At 65.9% G+C, this 14,785-nt stretch carries 13 protein-coding genes, 1 tRNA gene and 1 other RNA gene; 12 read left to right on the top strand and 3 right to left on the bottom strand.

Annotation, left to right across the window (positions count from 1 at the left end; translation table 11 throughout):
* The coding region (gene aceE / locus Q1V87_RS13070) for a pyruvate dehydrogenase (acetyl-transferring), homodimeric type (protein WP_300593662.1) at positions 1-2,371 on the bottom strand (2,371 nt) is incomplete at its 3' end.
* Positions 2,372-2,580: 209 nt separating this feature from the next.
* Between aceE and Q1V87_RS13065 the strand changes: the two genes are divergently transcribed.
* The 3 genes from Q1V87_RS13065 (at position 2,581) to rnpB (ending at position 3,817) form a co-directional block, all read left to right on the top strand.
* Positions 2,581-2,653: transfer RNA gene (locus Q1V87_RS13065), tRNA-Val, on the top strand.
* A 1-nt stretch (position 2,654) separates the two neighbouring features.
* Positions 2,655-3,386, top strand: coding sequence for a C4-type zinc ribbon domain-containing protein (locus tag Q1V87_RS13060; protein WP_300593659.1), 732 nt, complete (start codon positions 2,655-2,657; stop codon positions 3,384-3,386).
* A 72-nt stretch (positions 3,387-3,458) separates the two neighbouring features.
* Positions 3,459-3,817, top strand: an RNA gene (gene rnpB / locus Q1V87_RS13055) — RNase P RNA component class A.
* Positions 3,818-3,855: 38 nt separating this feature from the next.
* On the opposite strand, the gene ppgK is transcribed toward rnpB, so the two are convergent.
* On the bottom strand, positions 3,856-4,653 hold the full coding sequence (gene ppgK, locus Q1V87_RS13050) for a polyphosphate--glucose phosphotransferase (protein WP_300593656.1): 798 nt from the start codon (positions 4,651-4,653) through the stop codon (positions 3,856-3,858).
* 72 nt (positions 4,654-4,725) lie between these two features.
* On the opposite strand from ppgK, the gene Q1V87_RS13045 reads away from it, so the two are divergent.
* The 7 genes from Q1V87_RS13045 to Q1V87_RS13015 all read left to right on the top strand — a co-directional run bounded on the left by Q1V87_RS13045 (position 4,726) and on the right by Q1V87_RS13015 (position 12,225).
* Positions 4,726-4,938 carry an SPOR domain-containing protein gene (locus Q1V87_RS13045; RefSeq protein ID WP_228178877.1) on the top strand — a complete coding sequence of 71 codons (213 nt, stop codon included), beginning with the start codon at positions 4,726-4,728 and terminating at the stop codon, positions 4,936-4,938.
* Between the two features lie 22 nt (positions 4,939-4,960).
* Entirely contained in the window at positions 4,961-6,298 is a 1,338-nt protein-coding gene (gene glnA, locus Q1V87_RS13040) for a type I glutamate--ammonia ligase (protein WP_300593665.1), read from the top strand.
* A gap of 17 nt (positions 6,299-6,315) precedes the next feature.
* A complete protein-coding gene (locus Q1V87_RS13035; protein WP_300593653.1) occupies positions 6,316-9,309 on the top strand; it encodes a bifunctional [glutamine synthetase] adenylyltransferase/[glutamine synthetase]-adenylyl-L-tyrosine phosphorylase in 2,994 nt (997 codons plus the stop codon).
* Between the two features lie 282 nt (positions 9,310-9,591).
* Complete coding sequence (locus Q1V87_RS13030) at positions 9,592-9,816, top strand: AlpA family transcriptional regulator (protein WP_102209750.1); 225 nt, start codon at positions 9,592-9,594, stop codon at positions 9,814-9,816.
* A complete protein-coding gene (locus tag Q1V87_RS13025) occupies positions 9,816-11,138 on the top strand; it encodes a tyrosine-type recombinase/integrase (RefSeq protein WP_300593650.1) in 1,323 nt (440 codons plus the stop codon). Before Q1V87_RS13030 ends, Q1V87_RS13025 begins: the two co-directional genes overlap by 1 nt.
* 75 nt (positions 11,139-11,213) lie before the next feature.
* Positions 11,214-11,579 (top strand): helix-turn-helix domain-containing protein, encoded by a 366-nt coding sequence (locus tag Q1V87_RS13020; protein WP_211255132.1) that lies wholly within the window; start codon positions 11,214-11,216, stop codon positions 11,577-11,579.
* Positions 11,545-12,225, top strand: coding sequence for a hypothetical protein (locus Q1V87_RS13015; RefSeq protein WP_048809340.1), 681 nt, complete (start codon positions 11,545-11,547; stop codon positions 12,223-12,225). The genes Q1V87_RS13020 and Q1V87_RS13015 overlap by 35 nt, the downstream gene beginning before the upstream one ends.
* A 1-nt stretch (position 12,226) precedes the next feature.
* On the opposite strand, the gene Q1V87_RS13010 is transcribed toward Q1V87_RS13015, so the two are convergent.
* Positions 12,227-12,424 carry a hypothetical protein gene (locus Q1V87_RS13010; protein WP_300593644.1) on the bottom strand — a complete coding sequence of 66 codons (198 nt, stop codon included), beginning with the start codon at positions 12,422-12,424 and terminating at the stop codon, positions 12,227-12,229.
* A 187-nt stretch (positions 12,425-12,611) separates the two neighbouring features.
* Between Q1V87_RS13010 and Q1V87_RS13005 the strand changes: the two genes are divergently transcribed.
* Positions 12,612-13,763 carry a tyrosine-type recombinase/integrase gene (locus Q1V87_RS13005; RefSeq protein WP_135949146.1) on the top strand — a complete coding sequence of 384 codons (1,152 nt, stop codon included), beginning with the start codon at positions 12,612-12,614 and terminating at the stop codon, positions 13,761-13,763.
* A gap of 71 nt (positions 13,764-13,834) precedes the next feature.
* Positions 13,835-14,785, top strand: a 951-nt coding sequence (locus Q1V87_RS13000; protein WP_300593639.1) for a hypothetical protein, incomplete at its 3' end; no start/stop codon positions are given.

Genomic DNA, 14,785 nt, shown 5'->3' with positions numbered 1-14,785 from the left:
GCTCGTCGGCGGCAAGGCCGTCGCGGCGCAGCTCCGTCCACGACGTCACCGACCACACGTCGGCCTGAACGCCCCAATCGTCGCGCAGCAACTGCTGGGCTTCGAGTGCCCACGGCACACCGACCCCCGAGGCGAGCAGCTGCGCACGCGGGCCGTCGCCCTCGGCGGTGGAGATGCGATGGATGCCGCGCACGATGCCTTCGACATCCACGCCCTCGGGCTCCGCGGGCTGCACGAGTGGCTCGTTGTAGACCGTGAGGTAGTACATGACGTCGGGATCGGGGTGGTGCCCGCCGTACATCCGCTCCAGGCCCGACTGCACGATGTGCGCGATCTCGTACCCGTACGCCGGATCGTACGACACCGTTGCCGGGTTCGTTGAGGCCAGAAGGTGGGAGTGGCCGTCGGCGTGCTGCAGACCTTCACCCGTCAGGGTTGTCCTTCCCGCAGTCGCACCGATCACGAAACCCCGTGTCATCTGGTCACCGGCAGCCCACTGCGCGTCGCCAGTGCGCTGGAACCCGAACATCGAGTAGAAGACGTAGACGGGAATCAGCGGCTCGCCGTGCGTTGCGTAGGACGTCCCCGTGGCGGTGAACGCCGCCAGCGCGCCGGCCTCGTTGATGCCGACGTGCATGATCTGACCCTGCGGGCTCTCCTTGTAGGCAAGAAGCAGATCGCGGTCGACCGACGTGTAGTTCTGGCCGTGCGGGTTGTAGATCTTCTGGGTCGGGAAGAACGCGTCGATACCGAACGTCCGTGCCTCGTCCGGAATGATCGGCACGATGCGGTTGCCGAAGCCCTTGGCGCGCAGCAGATCCTTCAGGAGCCTCACGAACGCCATCGTCGTGGCGGCTTCCTGCGTTCCCGAGCCCTTCTTCGGAAGCGCGTAGACATCGTCGCCCGGCAGCGTGATCGAGGTGTGCGAGGTCCGTCGCTGGGGAAGGAAGCCGCCGAGCGCGCGGCGTCGCTCCATCATGTACTGGATCGTCTCGTCCTGCGGGCCGGGGTTGTAGTACGGCGGCAGGTACGGGTTCTCCTCGAGCTGGGCATCCGAGATCGGGATACGCATCGAGTCGCGGAAGTGCTTGAGGTCTTCGAGCGTCATCTTCTTCATCTGGTGGGTCGCGTTGCGTCCCTCGAAGTGATGGCCGAGACCGTAGCCCTTGATCGTCTTGGCGATGATCACGGTGGGCTGGCCCTTGTGCTCGACTGCTGCCTTGTAGGCGGCGTAGACCTTGCGGTAGTCGAGACCACCGCGGCGCAGCTTGCCCCAGATCTCCTCGTCGCTCCAGTCCTTCACGAGGGCTGCGGTGCGTTCGTCGCGGCCGAAGAAGTGCTCACGGATGAACGCCCCATCTTCAGCACGGTAGGTCTGGAAGTCACCGTCCGGGGTGGTGTTCATGAGGTGCACGAGTGCGCCGTCGGTGTCTTTGGCGAGCAGCTCGTCCCAGCCGGTTCCCCACACGACCTTGATGACGTTCCAGCCCGCACCCCGGAAGAAGCTCTCCAGCTCCTGGATGATCTTCCCGTTGCCGCGCACCGGCCCGTCGAGACGCTGGAGGTTCGCGTTGACGACAAACGTGAGGTTGTCCAGGCCCTCGTTCGCGGCGACCTGAAGCTGGCCGCGGCTTTCGACCTCGTCCATCTCGCCGTCACCGAGGAATGCCCAGACGTGGCTGTCGCCGACATCCTTGATGCCACGGTTTGTCAGGTACTTGTTGGTCATCGCCTGGTAGATCGCGTTAATCGGGCCGAGCCCCATCGAGACGGTCGGGAACTGCCAGTAGTCAGGCATCAGACGTGGGTGTGGGTACGACGGGAGGCCGTTGGGCGCCGCCGACTTCTCCTGCCGGAAGCCGTCGAGCTGGGCCTCGGTCAGGCGTCCTTCCAGGAACGAACGAGCGTAGGTTCCGGGGGAGGCGTGCCCCTGGATGAAGATCTGGTCGCCGCCGGAGGGGTGGTCCGGGCCGCGGAAGAAGTGGTTGAAGCCCACCTCGTAGAGCGATGCAGAGGAAGCGTAGGTCGAGATGTGACCACCGACGCTGATGCCGGGGCGCTGGGCGCGGTGGACCGTGATCGCCGCATTCCAGCGAATCCAGCGTCGGTAGCGGCGCTCCAACTCCTCGTCGCCGGGGAAATCGGGTTCAGCATCCGGCGAGATGGTGTTGATGTAATCCGTGGTCGGCACCTGCGGCACGTTGAGCTGAAGCTCGTGCGAGGTCTGCAACAGGCTGAGCATGATCTCTCTGCCTCGCCCCTGGCCCTTGGCCGAGACGAGTTGCTGCAGGGACTCCTGCCACTCCGTGGTCTCGTCGGGGTCGCTGTCCAGCGGCCCCTGCGAGTACGGATCCTGATCGTTGACGGTCACGTGAAACCTTTCTTCGACGGGCAGGGTGTGCCACGAACGGGCGGCCGAGCGCTGCAGGGTAAGCACCGCAGGGTCTGGTCGTGCGCGTATCTGTATGGCAGACCACGACCCAGCCTAGCGATTCCCGCATCCGGTGGGAGCGGTCGATGAGCCACAGCTGTCTCAGCAGAAACGGTGGATGCCGCATCCGCCCCGTAGACTCGCCTCGAGGGCCTTTAGCTCAGCTGGTAGAGCGCCACGTTTACACCGTGGATGTCGTCGGTTCGATCCCGGCAGGGCCCACATGAATGCGAGTCCCGACGATCAGCGCCGTCTTCTCGAGGTTGCTGCCCTCGATGCCCGCACCCGCGCTGCTTCTGCTGCGGCACGCTCACCTGAACAGGCAGCTCGGATTTCAGAGCTGATGCAGACGCGGACAGAGCTGAACCAGGACCTCGTCCGTGCGCGGGGAGCTGTCGATGATGTCCGCGCTGAGCAGCGTCGCCTGGATGACGATCTGAAGGTCGTCGAGGCGCGCATTGCCCGGGACGCCGCACGGCTGGCTGACTCTGCCAACGCCAAAGAGGCGCAGAATCTCGAGCACGAGCTCGCCGCGCTGGCACGGCGAAAGAGCGATCTCGAGGACGCGGACCTCGAGGCGATGGAGCGGGCGGAGGCAGCTGAAGAGATCGTCGCGGGCCTCGAAGCTCGATTGCGCGAGGTCAACGAGGAGGGCGCATCACTCAGTGCCGGCGCCAAGGCTGCGGTGTCAGCGGCCCAGGCCGACGAGGCGGCGGCGACCCGGGATCGCGAGGCTGTCGCATCCACGGTTGACCCCGATCTTCTCGGCCTCTACGACAAGCTCGCCCAGCGCAGTGCCGGTGCCGCCCTGTTGACCCGACAGACCTGTGGTGGGTGTCACATGGTCCTTGCGGGCAGCGACCTCAGTGCTCTGCGCGCCGCCGCGCCGGAGGCCGTCGTGACCTGCCCAGAGTGCGGCTGCATCCTCGTCCGCACGGAAGAGTCCGGGCTCTAGACCCCGCTGCGCTGCGTCCGCCTCGGCGTTGAGTTGAATCGGAAAGCTGCCGCGTAGACTCGGCGGTGCGAATGGGTCGGCCGGACGGTCGCGTCGCGGCAGTGCCGCGCCGAGGAACGTCCGGGCTACACAGGGCAGGGCGGTGGGTTACACCCACCCGGAGCAATCCGCGAGACAGTGCCACAGAAAGCAGACCGCCGGGCTCGTCCCGGTAAGGGTGAAAGGGTGGTGTAAGAGACCACCGGAGTCGTGGTGACACGACTCGCACGGTAAACCTCGCCCGGAGCAAGGCCAGACAGGGGATGACGACGCGGCTCGCCGAGTCCCCGGGTAGGCCGCTAGAGCGGTACGGCAACGTGTCGCCGAGAGAGATGACCGTCGACGGAGCGCCAGCTCCCGAACAGAACCCGGCGTACAGGCCGGCCCATTCGCCCTGTCGACGCGCTGCCGCGCCGACAGGGCGCGCTACTCAGTCCGCGGCTGTCGTCTGCGCCAACTGGGGCATCGCTCCCAGCGAGAGCGCTGCTGCGCCGATGATCCCGGAATTGTTGCGGTGCACCGCCGGGACGATCGGGGTGTTCAGCTTCAACAGCGGCAGGAACTCTTCCGGGTGCTTCGAGACCCCGCCGCCCACGACGAACAGGTCGGGGGAGAAGAGGAACTCCAGGTGGCTGTAGTACCACTGCAGCCGCTTGGCCCACTTCTCCCAGGACAGTTCCTCGCGCTCCATCGCTGAGTACGCGGCGTAGTACTCGGCATCCTTGTCCTTGCCGGGTCGGGCAAGGTGGCCGAGCTCGGAGTTGGGAATGAGCACACCGTTGTAGATCATGGCCGAGCCGATGCCGGTTCCGAGGGTTGTGAGCAGAACGAGGCCTTGGACGCCCTTCGCGGCGCCGTACCGGACCTCGGCGACGCCGGCGACATCCGCATCGTTGGCGAAATGGATGTCGCGGCCCAGGCCGTCCTCGAAGAACTTCTCAGCCTCGAAGCCGATCCACTTGTCCGAGACGTTTGCGGCCGACAGGGTCTTGCCATTTTTGACGATCGCGGGGAATGCAACGCCGAGCGGGATGTCGGTGTCCGCAACCTCGAGCGTCTCGAGAACCTGCTTGACGGCATCCAGAACTGCGGGCGGCTCCGCTCCCGGGGGTGTGGGCACCTTGATGCGATCGGTAACGAGTTCACCCGCTTCGAGGTCGACAACACCTCCCTTGATTCCCGTGCCGCCGATGTCGATGCCCACTGCTCGGGTCAGGTCAGATGCCATGCGATCAGCCTACCCATCCGCGCGCCTGTGATCAGTAGGATCGAGTCAACGGAACCCACCGAGGGAGCAGTCGTGTCCGCTGACGCTGAGAAGTACTGGTACAACCTGACCACGGGTCAGGTGGAGAAGGGCTTTGAGTCGCCCGCGGTCGACCGTGCCGGCCCGTTCGAAACCGCAGAAGAGGCGGCTCGAGCGCCGGAGATCATGAAGGAGCGCTCGCGCGCATGGGCTGATGACGAAGCCCGTGAAGACTCCTGGGGTTCCGGCGGCAGCGCCGCCCACTGACGTTCGTACCGAGAGGACCTCCATGGACAAGCAGCGGGACTTTGTTCTTCGCACGATCGAGGAGCGCGGCGTCAAGTTCGTGCGCCTGTGGTTTACCGACGTGATCGGTACCCTCAAGTCGGTGGCGGTCGCGCCAGCCGAGGTTGAGGGCGCGTTCACGGAGGGCCTGGGCTTCGACGGATCCGCGATCGAAGGGCTTACCCGCTCCTACGAGTCCGACCTTCTGGCGCACCCCGACCCGACGACGTTCCAGATCCTTCCGTGGCGCGGTGAGATCGACCCGACCGCGCGCATGTTCTGTGACATCACGACTCCGGATGGTCAGCCCGCCGTCGCCGACCCGCGTCATGTGCTCAAGCGGACCCTGGCCAAGGCCGCGGACGCGGGATTCACGTTCTACACGCATCCCGAGATCGAGTTCTATCTTCTCAAGTCATCGACGTACGGCGCCGACGGCCCAGAGCCGGTGGATTCCGCTGGATACTTCGACAACGTTCCCGGCGGCACAGCGCACGACTTCCGTCGCCGGTCGGTGCGGATGCTGGAAGACCTTGGCATCTCGGTCGAGTACAGCCACCACGAGGGTGGTCCCGGGCAGAACGAGATCGACCTGCGCTACGCAGATGCGCTGGCGACAGCGGACAACATCATGACCTTCCGCACGGTCATCAAAGAGGTCGCGATCGAGCAGGGCGTCTACGCAACGTTCATGCCCAAGCCCCTCAGCGGTCAACCCGGCAGCGGCATGCACACTCACATGTCACTGTTCGAGGGTGATGTGAACGCCTTCTACGAAGAGGGTGCCCAGTACCAACTGTCGAAGGTTGGACGGCAGTTCATCGCGGGGCTCCTGCGCCACGCAAATGAGATCAGCGCCGTCACCAATCAGTTCGTCAACTCGTACAAGCGTCTCTGGGGCGGCGACGAGGCGCCGAGCTTCATTTGCTGGGGACACAACAACCGCTCAGCGCTCGTGCGCGTCCCGATGTACAAGCCCAACAAGGGTCAGTCCTCGCGCGTCGAGTATCGTGCTCTGGACTCGGCGGCCAACCCGTACCTCGCGTACGCCTTGCTCCTGGCTGCCGGTCTCAAGGGCATCGAGGAAGGCTACGAGTTGCCGGCCGAGGCGGAGGACAACGTCTGGTCGCTCACCGATTCCGAGCGCCGGGCCTTGGGGTACGCACCGCTCCCGGCTAGCCTCGACCAGGCGCTGGAGTACATGGAAGACTCCGAACTCGTGGCAGAGACCCTCGGTGAGCAGGTGTTCAACTACGTTCTGCTGAATAAGCGTCGTGACTGGCAGCATTATCGTGCGCAGGTCACCCCGTACGAGTTGAAGAGCAACCTCGAGATGCTCTGACGCGCGCGGGACCGCCGATGGCATCCACCGAACGGACCACGGGTCTGACGGGGCTCGCGCGCGTGGGCTTCAGCGAGCTCGCTCAGGCTGATGCTGGCCTCACGGAACTTGCTGGGTCGCTCGGGATCGACCGAGCCCAGATCGCGGCTCCTGCGACAAACGCTGCCGACCCCGACGCGGCGCTGCAGGCTCTTCTCCGGGTTGCGCGTCGTGATTGTGACGCCCTCCGGGTAGCGGCGCTCGATGAGCGACGCTGGGCCCACCTGTGGTTGCTGCTCGGGGCTTCACGAGGCTTCGGGGAGTTCTACGGCAGGCATCCGCGCGAGATCGTGCAGCTTGAGGGAGGGGCTGACAGCCTGCCCAATGAAGCCGAGCTTCGTGAGGCTCTCCTAAGTGCAGTCGGGGTGGAGGGAGGGTTTGCCGACGACGGGTCCGAGGCTGCCTGGGTTCGGCTGCGGATTGCGTATCGGACGGAACTGGCCCGAATTGCGCTGTTCGACCTGTCGCACGTTGCCCCGGAGGCAGTCCTGGACACTGTGTCTGCTGCACTCGCCGACGCTGCGGGCGCAGCTCTCGAGGCATCCCTGTGCATCGCCAGGACCCGCATCTCGACGGGGGGACCCGCTGGCCAGTTCTCGCGCGAGCAGGTCGATGCGACGCAGTTCGCGATCATCGGGATGGGCAAGTGCGGGGCCCGCGAACTGAACTATGTCTCTGACGTAGACGTGATTTTCGTTGCGGGAACGGATGACGAGTCCCTTGTCTCCGAGGCCCGCGCCGTCGACATCGGCACCCGACTGGCCGTCCAGACCATGCGAGGCATCTCTGGTGTCGAGATCGAGCCGCCGCTGTGGGAGGTCGATCCGAACCTGCGACCCGAGGGCAAACAGGGAGCTCTCGTGCGCACGCTCGAATCGCACGTTGCCTATTACGAGCGCTGGGCGAAGAGCTGGGAGTTCCAGGCACTTCTGAAGGCGCGGCCCATCGCGGGCAATAGAGCCCTCGGAGATGCGTACATCGACGCAGTCCGGCCGCGTGTGTGGGCGAGCGCCACACGCGAGAACTTCGTCGACAGCGTTCAGCGGATGCGCGAGCGCGTCACAGACCACATCCCGCCCGACGAGGTGGCCCAGCAGATCAAGCTTGGTCCGGGTGGCATCCGCGACGTGGAGTTCACTGTGCAGTTGCTGCAGCTGGTGCATGGCGTGAGCGACGAGGCGATCAGGCAACGGGGCACGCTCGCGGCGATCGATGCGCTGGTGACCGAGGGGTACATCGGGCGCACGGATGCTGCAGCATTCGCGCGCGACTACCGGCTGTTACGGCTCCTCGAGCACCGTCTGCAGTTGCGTCGGCTCTCACGCACGCACCTCATGCCGACTGATCTCGACGAGTTGCGGGTCTTGGCGCGTTCGTCCGGTCTCGCGGATACCGGCGCAGATCTCGTCACTCAGTGGGAATCGATCAAACGGGAAGTCCGCGATATTCACGTGCGGCTGTTCTACCGGCCGTTGCTGTCGGCCGTAGCAGCACTACCCGCCGAAGAGCGCGCCCTGTCCGAGGACCAGGCCCATGATCGGCTCGCGGCGATCGGCTTCCGCGATCCGCCTGGCGCTCTTCGCCACATCCGCGCGCTCACGACAGGGCTCAGTCGAAAGGCGACAATCCAGCGCCACCTCATGCCTGTGATGATTCGTTGGTTCGCCGACGGCGTCGATCCCGATTACGGTCTGATCTCGTTCAGACGCCTGAGTGAGCGTCTCGGCGATACTCCGTGGTTCCTTCGAATGCTGCGGGACTCCACGGGTGCGGCTGAACGCCTGACGCGTGTGCTCTCCGGTTCGCGATACGTCGGAGAGCTCGTCGAATGGATTCCGGAATCGGCAGCCTGGCTGGACGGCGAAGACCAGCTGAGACCGCGATCAGGCGTGGCGCTGCAAGAAGAAGCGCGGGCCATTCAAACTCGCCACACTTCTATCGAGGATGCAGCTCGGGCGGTGCGGGCATTGCGTCGACGGGAGGTGCTGCGCACCGCAATGGGCGGGGTTCTTGGCATCCTGTCCATAGACGAGATCGCCGAGGCGTTGACGACGATCGCCGAGGTGACGATCCAGGCGACACTCCGGGCAGTACGCCGCGACGTCGTGCCTCCCGAGGACGACGCCCTTGACTTCTCGGTCATTGCTATGGGCCGCTTCGGCGGGTCGGAACTCGGTTTCGGCTCGGACGCCGACGTTCTCTATGTCTACCGCGCCAACGGCGTGGACGAGAGCCGTGCTGCGCAGCTGGCCGGCGCGCTTGTTGCAGGTCTTCGTCAGCACTCGGAGGACCTGAGGCTCCCGCTCGACCTGGATGCCGACCTTCGACCCGAGGGGAGGTCGGGCCCCATGGTCCGGTCTCTGGATTCCTACGCGGCTTACTACCAGCGGTGGTCACTCTCCTGGGAGGCGCAGGCGCTCCTTCGCGCGCGGGGTGTGGCAGGCAGTGTGAAGCTCATCGGTGCCTTCACGGAGCTCGCCGACACAGTCCGCTATCCCGAGCGAGCCGATGAGAACGGTTTGCGAGAGATCAAGCGCATCAAAGCCCGCGTCGAGAACGAGCGGCTCCCGCAGGGGATCGATCCGGCTCGCCATCTCAAGCTCGGTCCTGGTTCTCTCAGCGACGTCGAATGGCTCGTGCAGCTTCTCCAGCTTCAGCACGCGCACGCGGTGCCCGATCTCCGCACGACATCAACACTGCGCGCACTGGACGCCCTCGTGACGCATGGTCTCCTTCCCGTGAGCGCTGCAGATCGCCTGCGACACGCCTGGGTGCTCGCGAGTCGGCTGCGGTCTGCGAACACGCTGCTTTCAGCGCAGACGAGCGATGTCCTGCCCAGCGACCGACAGAAGCTCGACGGCCTCGCGCGCCTGCTTGAGTATCCGCCCCACTCGGCATCCCAGGTGGAAGAGGACTATTTGGGTGCGACCCGGCGTGCCAGGCGGGTGTTCGAGAAGTACTTTTACGGCTGAGTCGGCGGGCGATGTCAGTTCACGCGAAAGCCCCGCATCCAATCGGATGCGGGGCTTTCGTCGTACCGGGTCTCAGACGCCGAAGTACAGCTCGGCTTGAGGATCTGAGAACCGGAGGGTGTCCCACAGGATCGTACTCCCCTGTGAATACAGGGAAGTGCGATGTTAAGCATGGGGTGGGTCGCTGCTGCCGCTGTCCGAGAACCTGTCCGTTTTGCGGATTCTTGGCCGTCCTACGGGGTTCGCTGGAGGACGACGGGTGGTGCCGCCTACCTCATTGGTATGAGCGACGACCGCCCCCGCCTCTGGACTCCGCAGGAGCTTGCAGAGTACACGGGCATCCCGATCAGGACGCTCGCTGACTGGCGGACCGAGCGTGCGCGCAGCCGAGGTCTCGGATTGCCGTTCGTCGCACTCTCGTCGCACAACGTCCGCTACCGCGATGAGGATGTCGAAGCGTTCATCGCCGGGCGGATCGTGGCCCCGACGGACAGGGCGGGCGACTGATGGCGCGGCCGAAGCGCGCACTCGGCGAACTCGGCAAGGTGACCTACACCGTCGAGCCGAGCGGTCTCGTCATCGCGCGAGGACGGGTCTATGACGGCAACGGGCATGAGCGCCGTCCGAGCGGCAGCGGAGCGACCGAGGCCGAGGCGCTGGCCGCGTTGCAGGAGGCGGCTGATGTCGCTGTCGGTCGAGTCCTGGCGCGACGAACGCAGTTCATGACCGTCGCAGAGCTGGCGACGACGTGGCTGAAGACGGCGTATCACGACGACGATCCACGGGTGCTGCGCCAGCGCCGCGAGCAGACGGTCGATGGCTACGCATCGGTGGTCCGAGCGCATGTCATCCCGCGTGCCGGTGCCATCCCCATTGCCGACATCACCGCCGACCGCGCCGACGGTCTGCTCATGGACATCGCACGAGAGAAGTCGGTGACGACCGCGAACAAGGTGCGGAACTTGATGTCGCTCATGTTCGACTGGGCGATCCAGCAAGGGCACTTCTCGGCTGCCGGGTCGATCCAGCAGACGCGGTATGGAGCGGTCGTTGTGGCGAACCCGATCCGTGCGACCAGGCGAGCGGATGAGCCGGACACGGTGTACTTCGAACTCGACGCGGTGCAGGTAAAGTACGTCCTCCATCTCATCCGCGACGTGTGGCCGGAGCGGCATCGGACGCGCTATCCGGTGGGCCGTCGGCCCAACTACAAGCTGCTCGCCGACTACATCCTCATCACGCTCGGCACCTCCGAGAGGACCGCGGAGCCGATTGCGATCCGGTTCCAGGACGTGCGGTTCGAGGCGGTGGAGCAGCCGGACGGAAGCCTGACGATGGAGGCACTCGTCTGGGTGGGCGGGACGATGGTTCGCACGAAGTCCCGCGGTCTGTTCCGTCAGGACTCGCCCAAGGCGGAGCGGCAGAAGCGTTGGGTTCGCGTTCCGAAGTTCGCAGCCAAGGTTCTGAGTGAACTCGTGGCGAGCCACGTTCCCGATCCCGAACGGAATCCAGACGACGTCCTGTTCACTACCGAGCGCGGCCGTCCGCGCGATCCCAGCGCGGTCGGCGAACTGTTGCGGATGTTCCGCCGCGAGTTCGAGCCGGAGCTGCTGGCTATCGGGGTCGATGCCGAGCACCTCACCTTCCGTAGCCTCCGCAAGGCCGTCGCTGCGGCGGTATCGGACACGGCCGGCGTCGAGGTCGCACGCGATCTGCTCGGGCACAGTGACGCGGCGATCACCGAGGGGCACTACGCGAAGCGCCCTGATCTCATCGTCGAAGTCGCGGCCGATGCGCTCGACGAGGTGTTCGCGGGCATCGACGCATGAACTGCCGCGAAGAGGGAGAACTGATGATGCACAGATACGCTTCGCTGACTGTGCAGGTGGAGGTAGGATGTGAGCATGACCCCGGCACCCTTGACGATCGACCCCGAGGACGTGCGCGCCAGCGCGCGGGAGACTTCGGAGCTCCCCGCCTGGTTGGAGAAGGTGGCGGAGTACGTCCAGCGCGCGGCCTCCGAGGGCGAGACCGTCACGTTGACGGCGAAGCAGCGGATGCTCACCCCGGAGCAGGTCGCATCGCTGACCGGGGTGTCGCGCTCCACTATCTCTCGCAAGATCAAGGCGGGGGAGATTCACGCCGTCAAGGTCGGCAACCGCAACCGCATCCCCTACGAGGAATACCAGCGGTGGTGGGACCAGGCGATGGGCGACGTGATCGAGCTGGTGCGCGATGACCTCCGGGAAGACCTTTTCGGCACCCGGTGACGTGACCTTCGTCTTCCTCGATGCGAATGTCGTAGCCAAGCCCGTCACACGCACCCTGTTGATGGTCGGCGCGAGCCGCAGCGGGTTCGTCGTGGGATGGAGCGCGACCGCCGAGGCGGAGGCTGCCCGCCACATGCGCCCGAACGCGACCCGGCCCGTGGACTTGCGGCGGCGCTACGGCGGCGAGTTGACCCCTACCGGGAACGTGGCGAGGCGGTTCGAGGCCACGGACGCCAAGGACCGCCAACTCCTTGCCGACGCGGAAGCGGCCGGGGCGCGATTCATCGTCACCGAGGATGTGGACGACTACGGGCTGGCCGATCTTGCCAGCGTCGGCATCTCGGCGGTGAACCCCGACCTGTTCCTTGCGGAGCGTCTGACGCGCGCGGCGTACACCTTTGTCATCCGGCGATTCGTGGAACTCCAGGTGAGTCCACCGACGACGCCCGCGCAGTTCCATGCCGCCATCGCCAAGAACCACCCGCGCCTATTCGCCACACACGCTGACCTCTACGAGGTCGAGCCCGAGCGCGGCATCCACGGCGAGCCGGAGGTGATCTTCCGCGGCACGCGCTGCCTGCGCTGCGAGCGGATCGTCGCGGATCCGGCCACGGTCATCGACGGGCTCGGCCCGGAGTGCCGCTGAGCTACAGCCGCGGGGCGTTGCCCGACAGCGTGGCCGCGGGCGTCGCGGCGACGAAGGCGGGGGAGTCGTCTTCCCGTGCCGTGCCCTCTCGCGAGCCCAGGTTCGGCTCGTAGGTGCGCACGGTCTCGACGGTCAGCTCGGTGCAGCTTGTCTGGACGCCGGGTGCGTTCAGGCCGTCGGAGGCCGGGGGTTCCGGCATCTGGATGTCGTGGGCTCCGGTGACGATCCGCGCTGTCCCGCTGCACAGCAGTTCGTGTGGGCCTGAGCTGGTGGCGCTCGTTATCTGTAGTCATGTGTGGTTGTAAGTGGTTGTCAGCGTCGGATGCAGATCGTCCTTGGATGGACACTCCCGCAGCAGTGTCAGTGACGGCAGCTACGGTGCGATCATGAGTGACCTTGGGGTGTTCGCCTTCCGCTGGGTGCCGTCTTTCTCCGGGGTCGATGCGGGGGTGGTGTTCGATCGGACGCGGGGCGTGATTCATCCCGGTGCGTGTGATTGGCTGCGTTCTCTTTCTGAGTCGGGCGCGTCTCCGAACACGGTGCGGAACTACGGTCTCCGTTTGGCGGGCTTCTTGAGTTGGCTTCCGGCTCAGGGCCTGCATTGGACGCAGGTGAGGACTTCAACGCTGGTGCAGTGGAAGAACCACCTGTTGGTGACGCCGGTCTCGCGGGGCTCCGCGATCGCCACGCCTCGCAAGCCCGCGACGGTCGCCGCGTGGTTGGTCGCGCTGGTGGAGTTCTACAGGTGGGCCGCGCTTGAGGATCTCGTGCCCAGGGATCTGGTCGTGCAGCTGACGGAGGATCAGGTGGTGCGCCCGGGTGCGCGGGGCGGTGAACACGGGCGGATCCGGAGTGTGATGACGAGATCGTTGAAGGTCCGGGCGGTGCAGGTGGAGACGGCGCCGTCGTGGTTGTCGGAGGAAGCCGAGCGGCGGGCTCTGCTCGAGTTGCCGTTACGTCCGCGGGACCGTTTCCTGGTGGATCTGCTCTACTTCACCGGGCTGCGGGTCGGCGAAGTACTGTCGCTGTTTCGGCAGGACCTGCATTTGCTCGCCGACAACAGCGCGCACGGCTGCCGGCTCCGCGGGCCTCATCTGCATGTCGTGCGGAACCGCTCCGTCAACGGCGCGCGGGCGAAGTCTCTGCGGAGTGTCCCGGTGCCGGCGGAGCTGGCGTTGTCGTATCAGGAGGCGTTGTCGGAGCGGCTGAGGCTGCTCGGGGACGACGGGAGCCCGAACGCGATCGTTGCACTGGAGGGCCCGACAGCGGGCCGGGCGTTGACCTACGCGACGGTGGTGGACCTGTTCCGTCGGTGGTCGAACCGGCTGGAGTTCTACGTGCGGCCACATCTGCTGCGGCATACGCGCGCGACGATCTGGTTGCGCGGGCTGGAGGGGCAGGCGGTGGATCTTGATGTCGTGCGGGTGCTGCTCGGGCACCGATCGTTGGCGTCGACGCTGATCTACACGCACGCCAGCGACGAGGCGCTGCGCGCTGCGGTCGCACGCACGACGATGTATTCGGAGGACCGCACGTGACGCTCATCGTCGACACCGCGGAGGCAGCAGGCAGCAAGTCTGGCGGCGGTTGGCGGGAGTTCCTGGCGGGGATGCTGAACGAGGAGTGGGCTGTTGGCGCGTGGGACGCAGTGACCGGGATCCTCACGGTCGATCCGTTCAACGAGCTCAACGATTTCCGTGCCTGCAAGCGGCCTGGCTGCGCGAATCCCGCTTCGCGCGTCGACTACTGCCCGCCATGCCAGCGTCGGGCCAGACATGCCGGCGTGAGCGTTGAGGAGTATGCCCGCACCCACCCGAAGGTGAGCTTGGATGCGAGGAGGACGACCCGCGGCTTCGAGCTCTGCGGCATATCCGATGAGGCGGGCGTCCGCTGCGGGCGGGCGATGACCACGCGGGGTCTTTGCCCCACGCACTACGACCTGTTCGCGAAACGCTGCAAGCAGTCGGAAGCCGCGCTCACCGATCACCGGCTGGAGGCATTCGTCGCCGATCGGGTGGGGAAGTTCGTGTTCCCGTCAGTCCCGTGCCCAATTGCGTCGTGCGGCAGGATCCTGTCACACAGCATCAGCAGCGGCCTCTGCGACTATCACGACTCCGGGCTGCGGGCGGCGCGCCGCAAGCAGCCTGCCCTCACGGTCGAGGACTTCATGGGCTCGAACGTGGTGCTGGAGCGTCACCAGCTCGCGCTCGGGTCGCTGAGTGAGCCGTTGCGCACGGAGCTGCTGTTCGTCATCCAGCAGTATGCCGATCGCGGCGTGGGCCGGGTGATGATCAGCAAGCTGCGGCCGTTCATCAACGACGTCGCCGCCGATCGGCACACCGACCTGTTGGAGTGCTTCCGGTCGCATGAGCACTCCGCCCGGTTGAAGGGTCTGCGCGCGGTCGGGATCCTGCTGCTGGAGAAGGCGCACCGTCAATTCGAGGGATACGACTCGCTCCGCGGCGATCTGATCTTCCTCCAGGACCTGCCGCTGCGGGAGACCCAGTCGGCACGGAACCCGGATCTCGGCGGCACCCCGCTGGATATTCGGAAGCTCACG

Origin of the sequence: Microbacterium sp., from assembly GCF_030149085.1 — a bacterium.
Taxonomy (GTDB): domain Bacteria; phylum Actinomycetota; class Actinomycetes; order Actinomycetales; family Microbacteriaceae; genus Microbacterium.
Note: the sequence above shows the minus strand (reverse complement) of the source record. Positions and strands in the feature narration are given on the sequence as shown.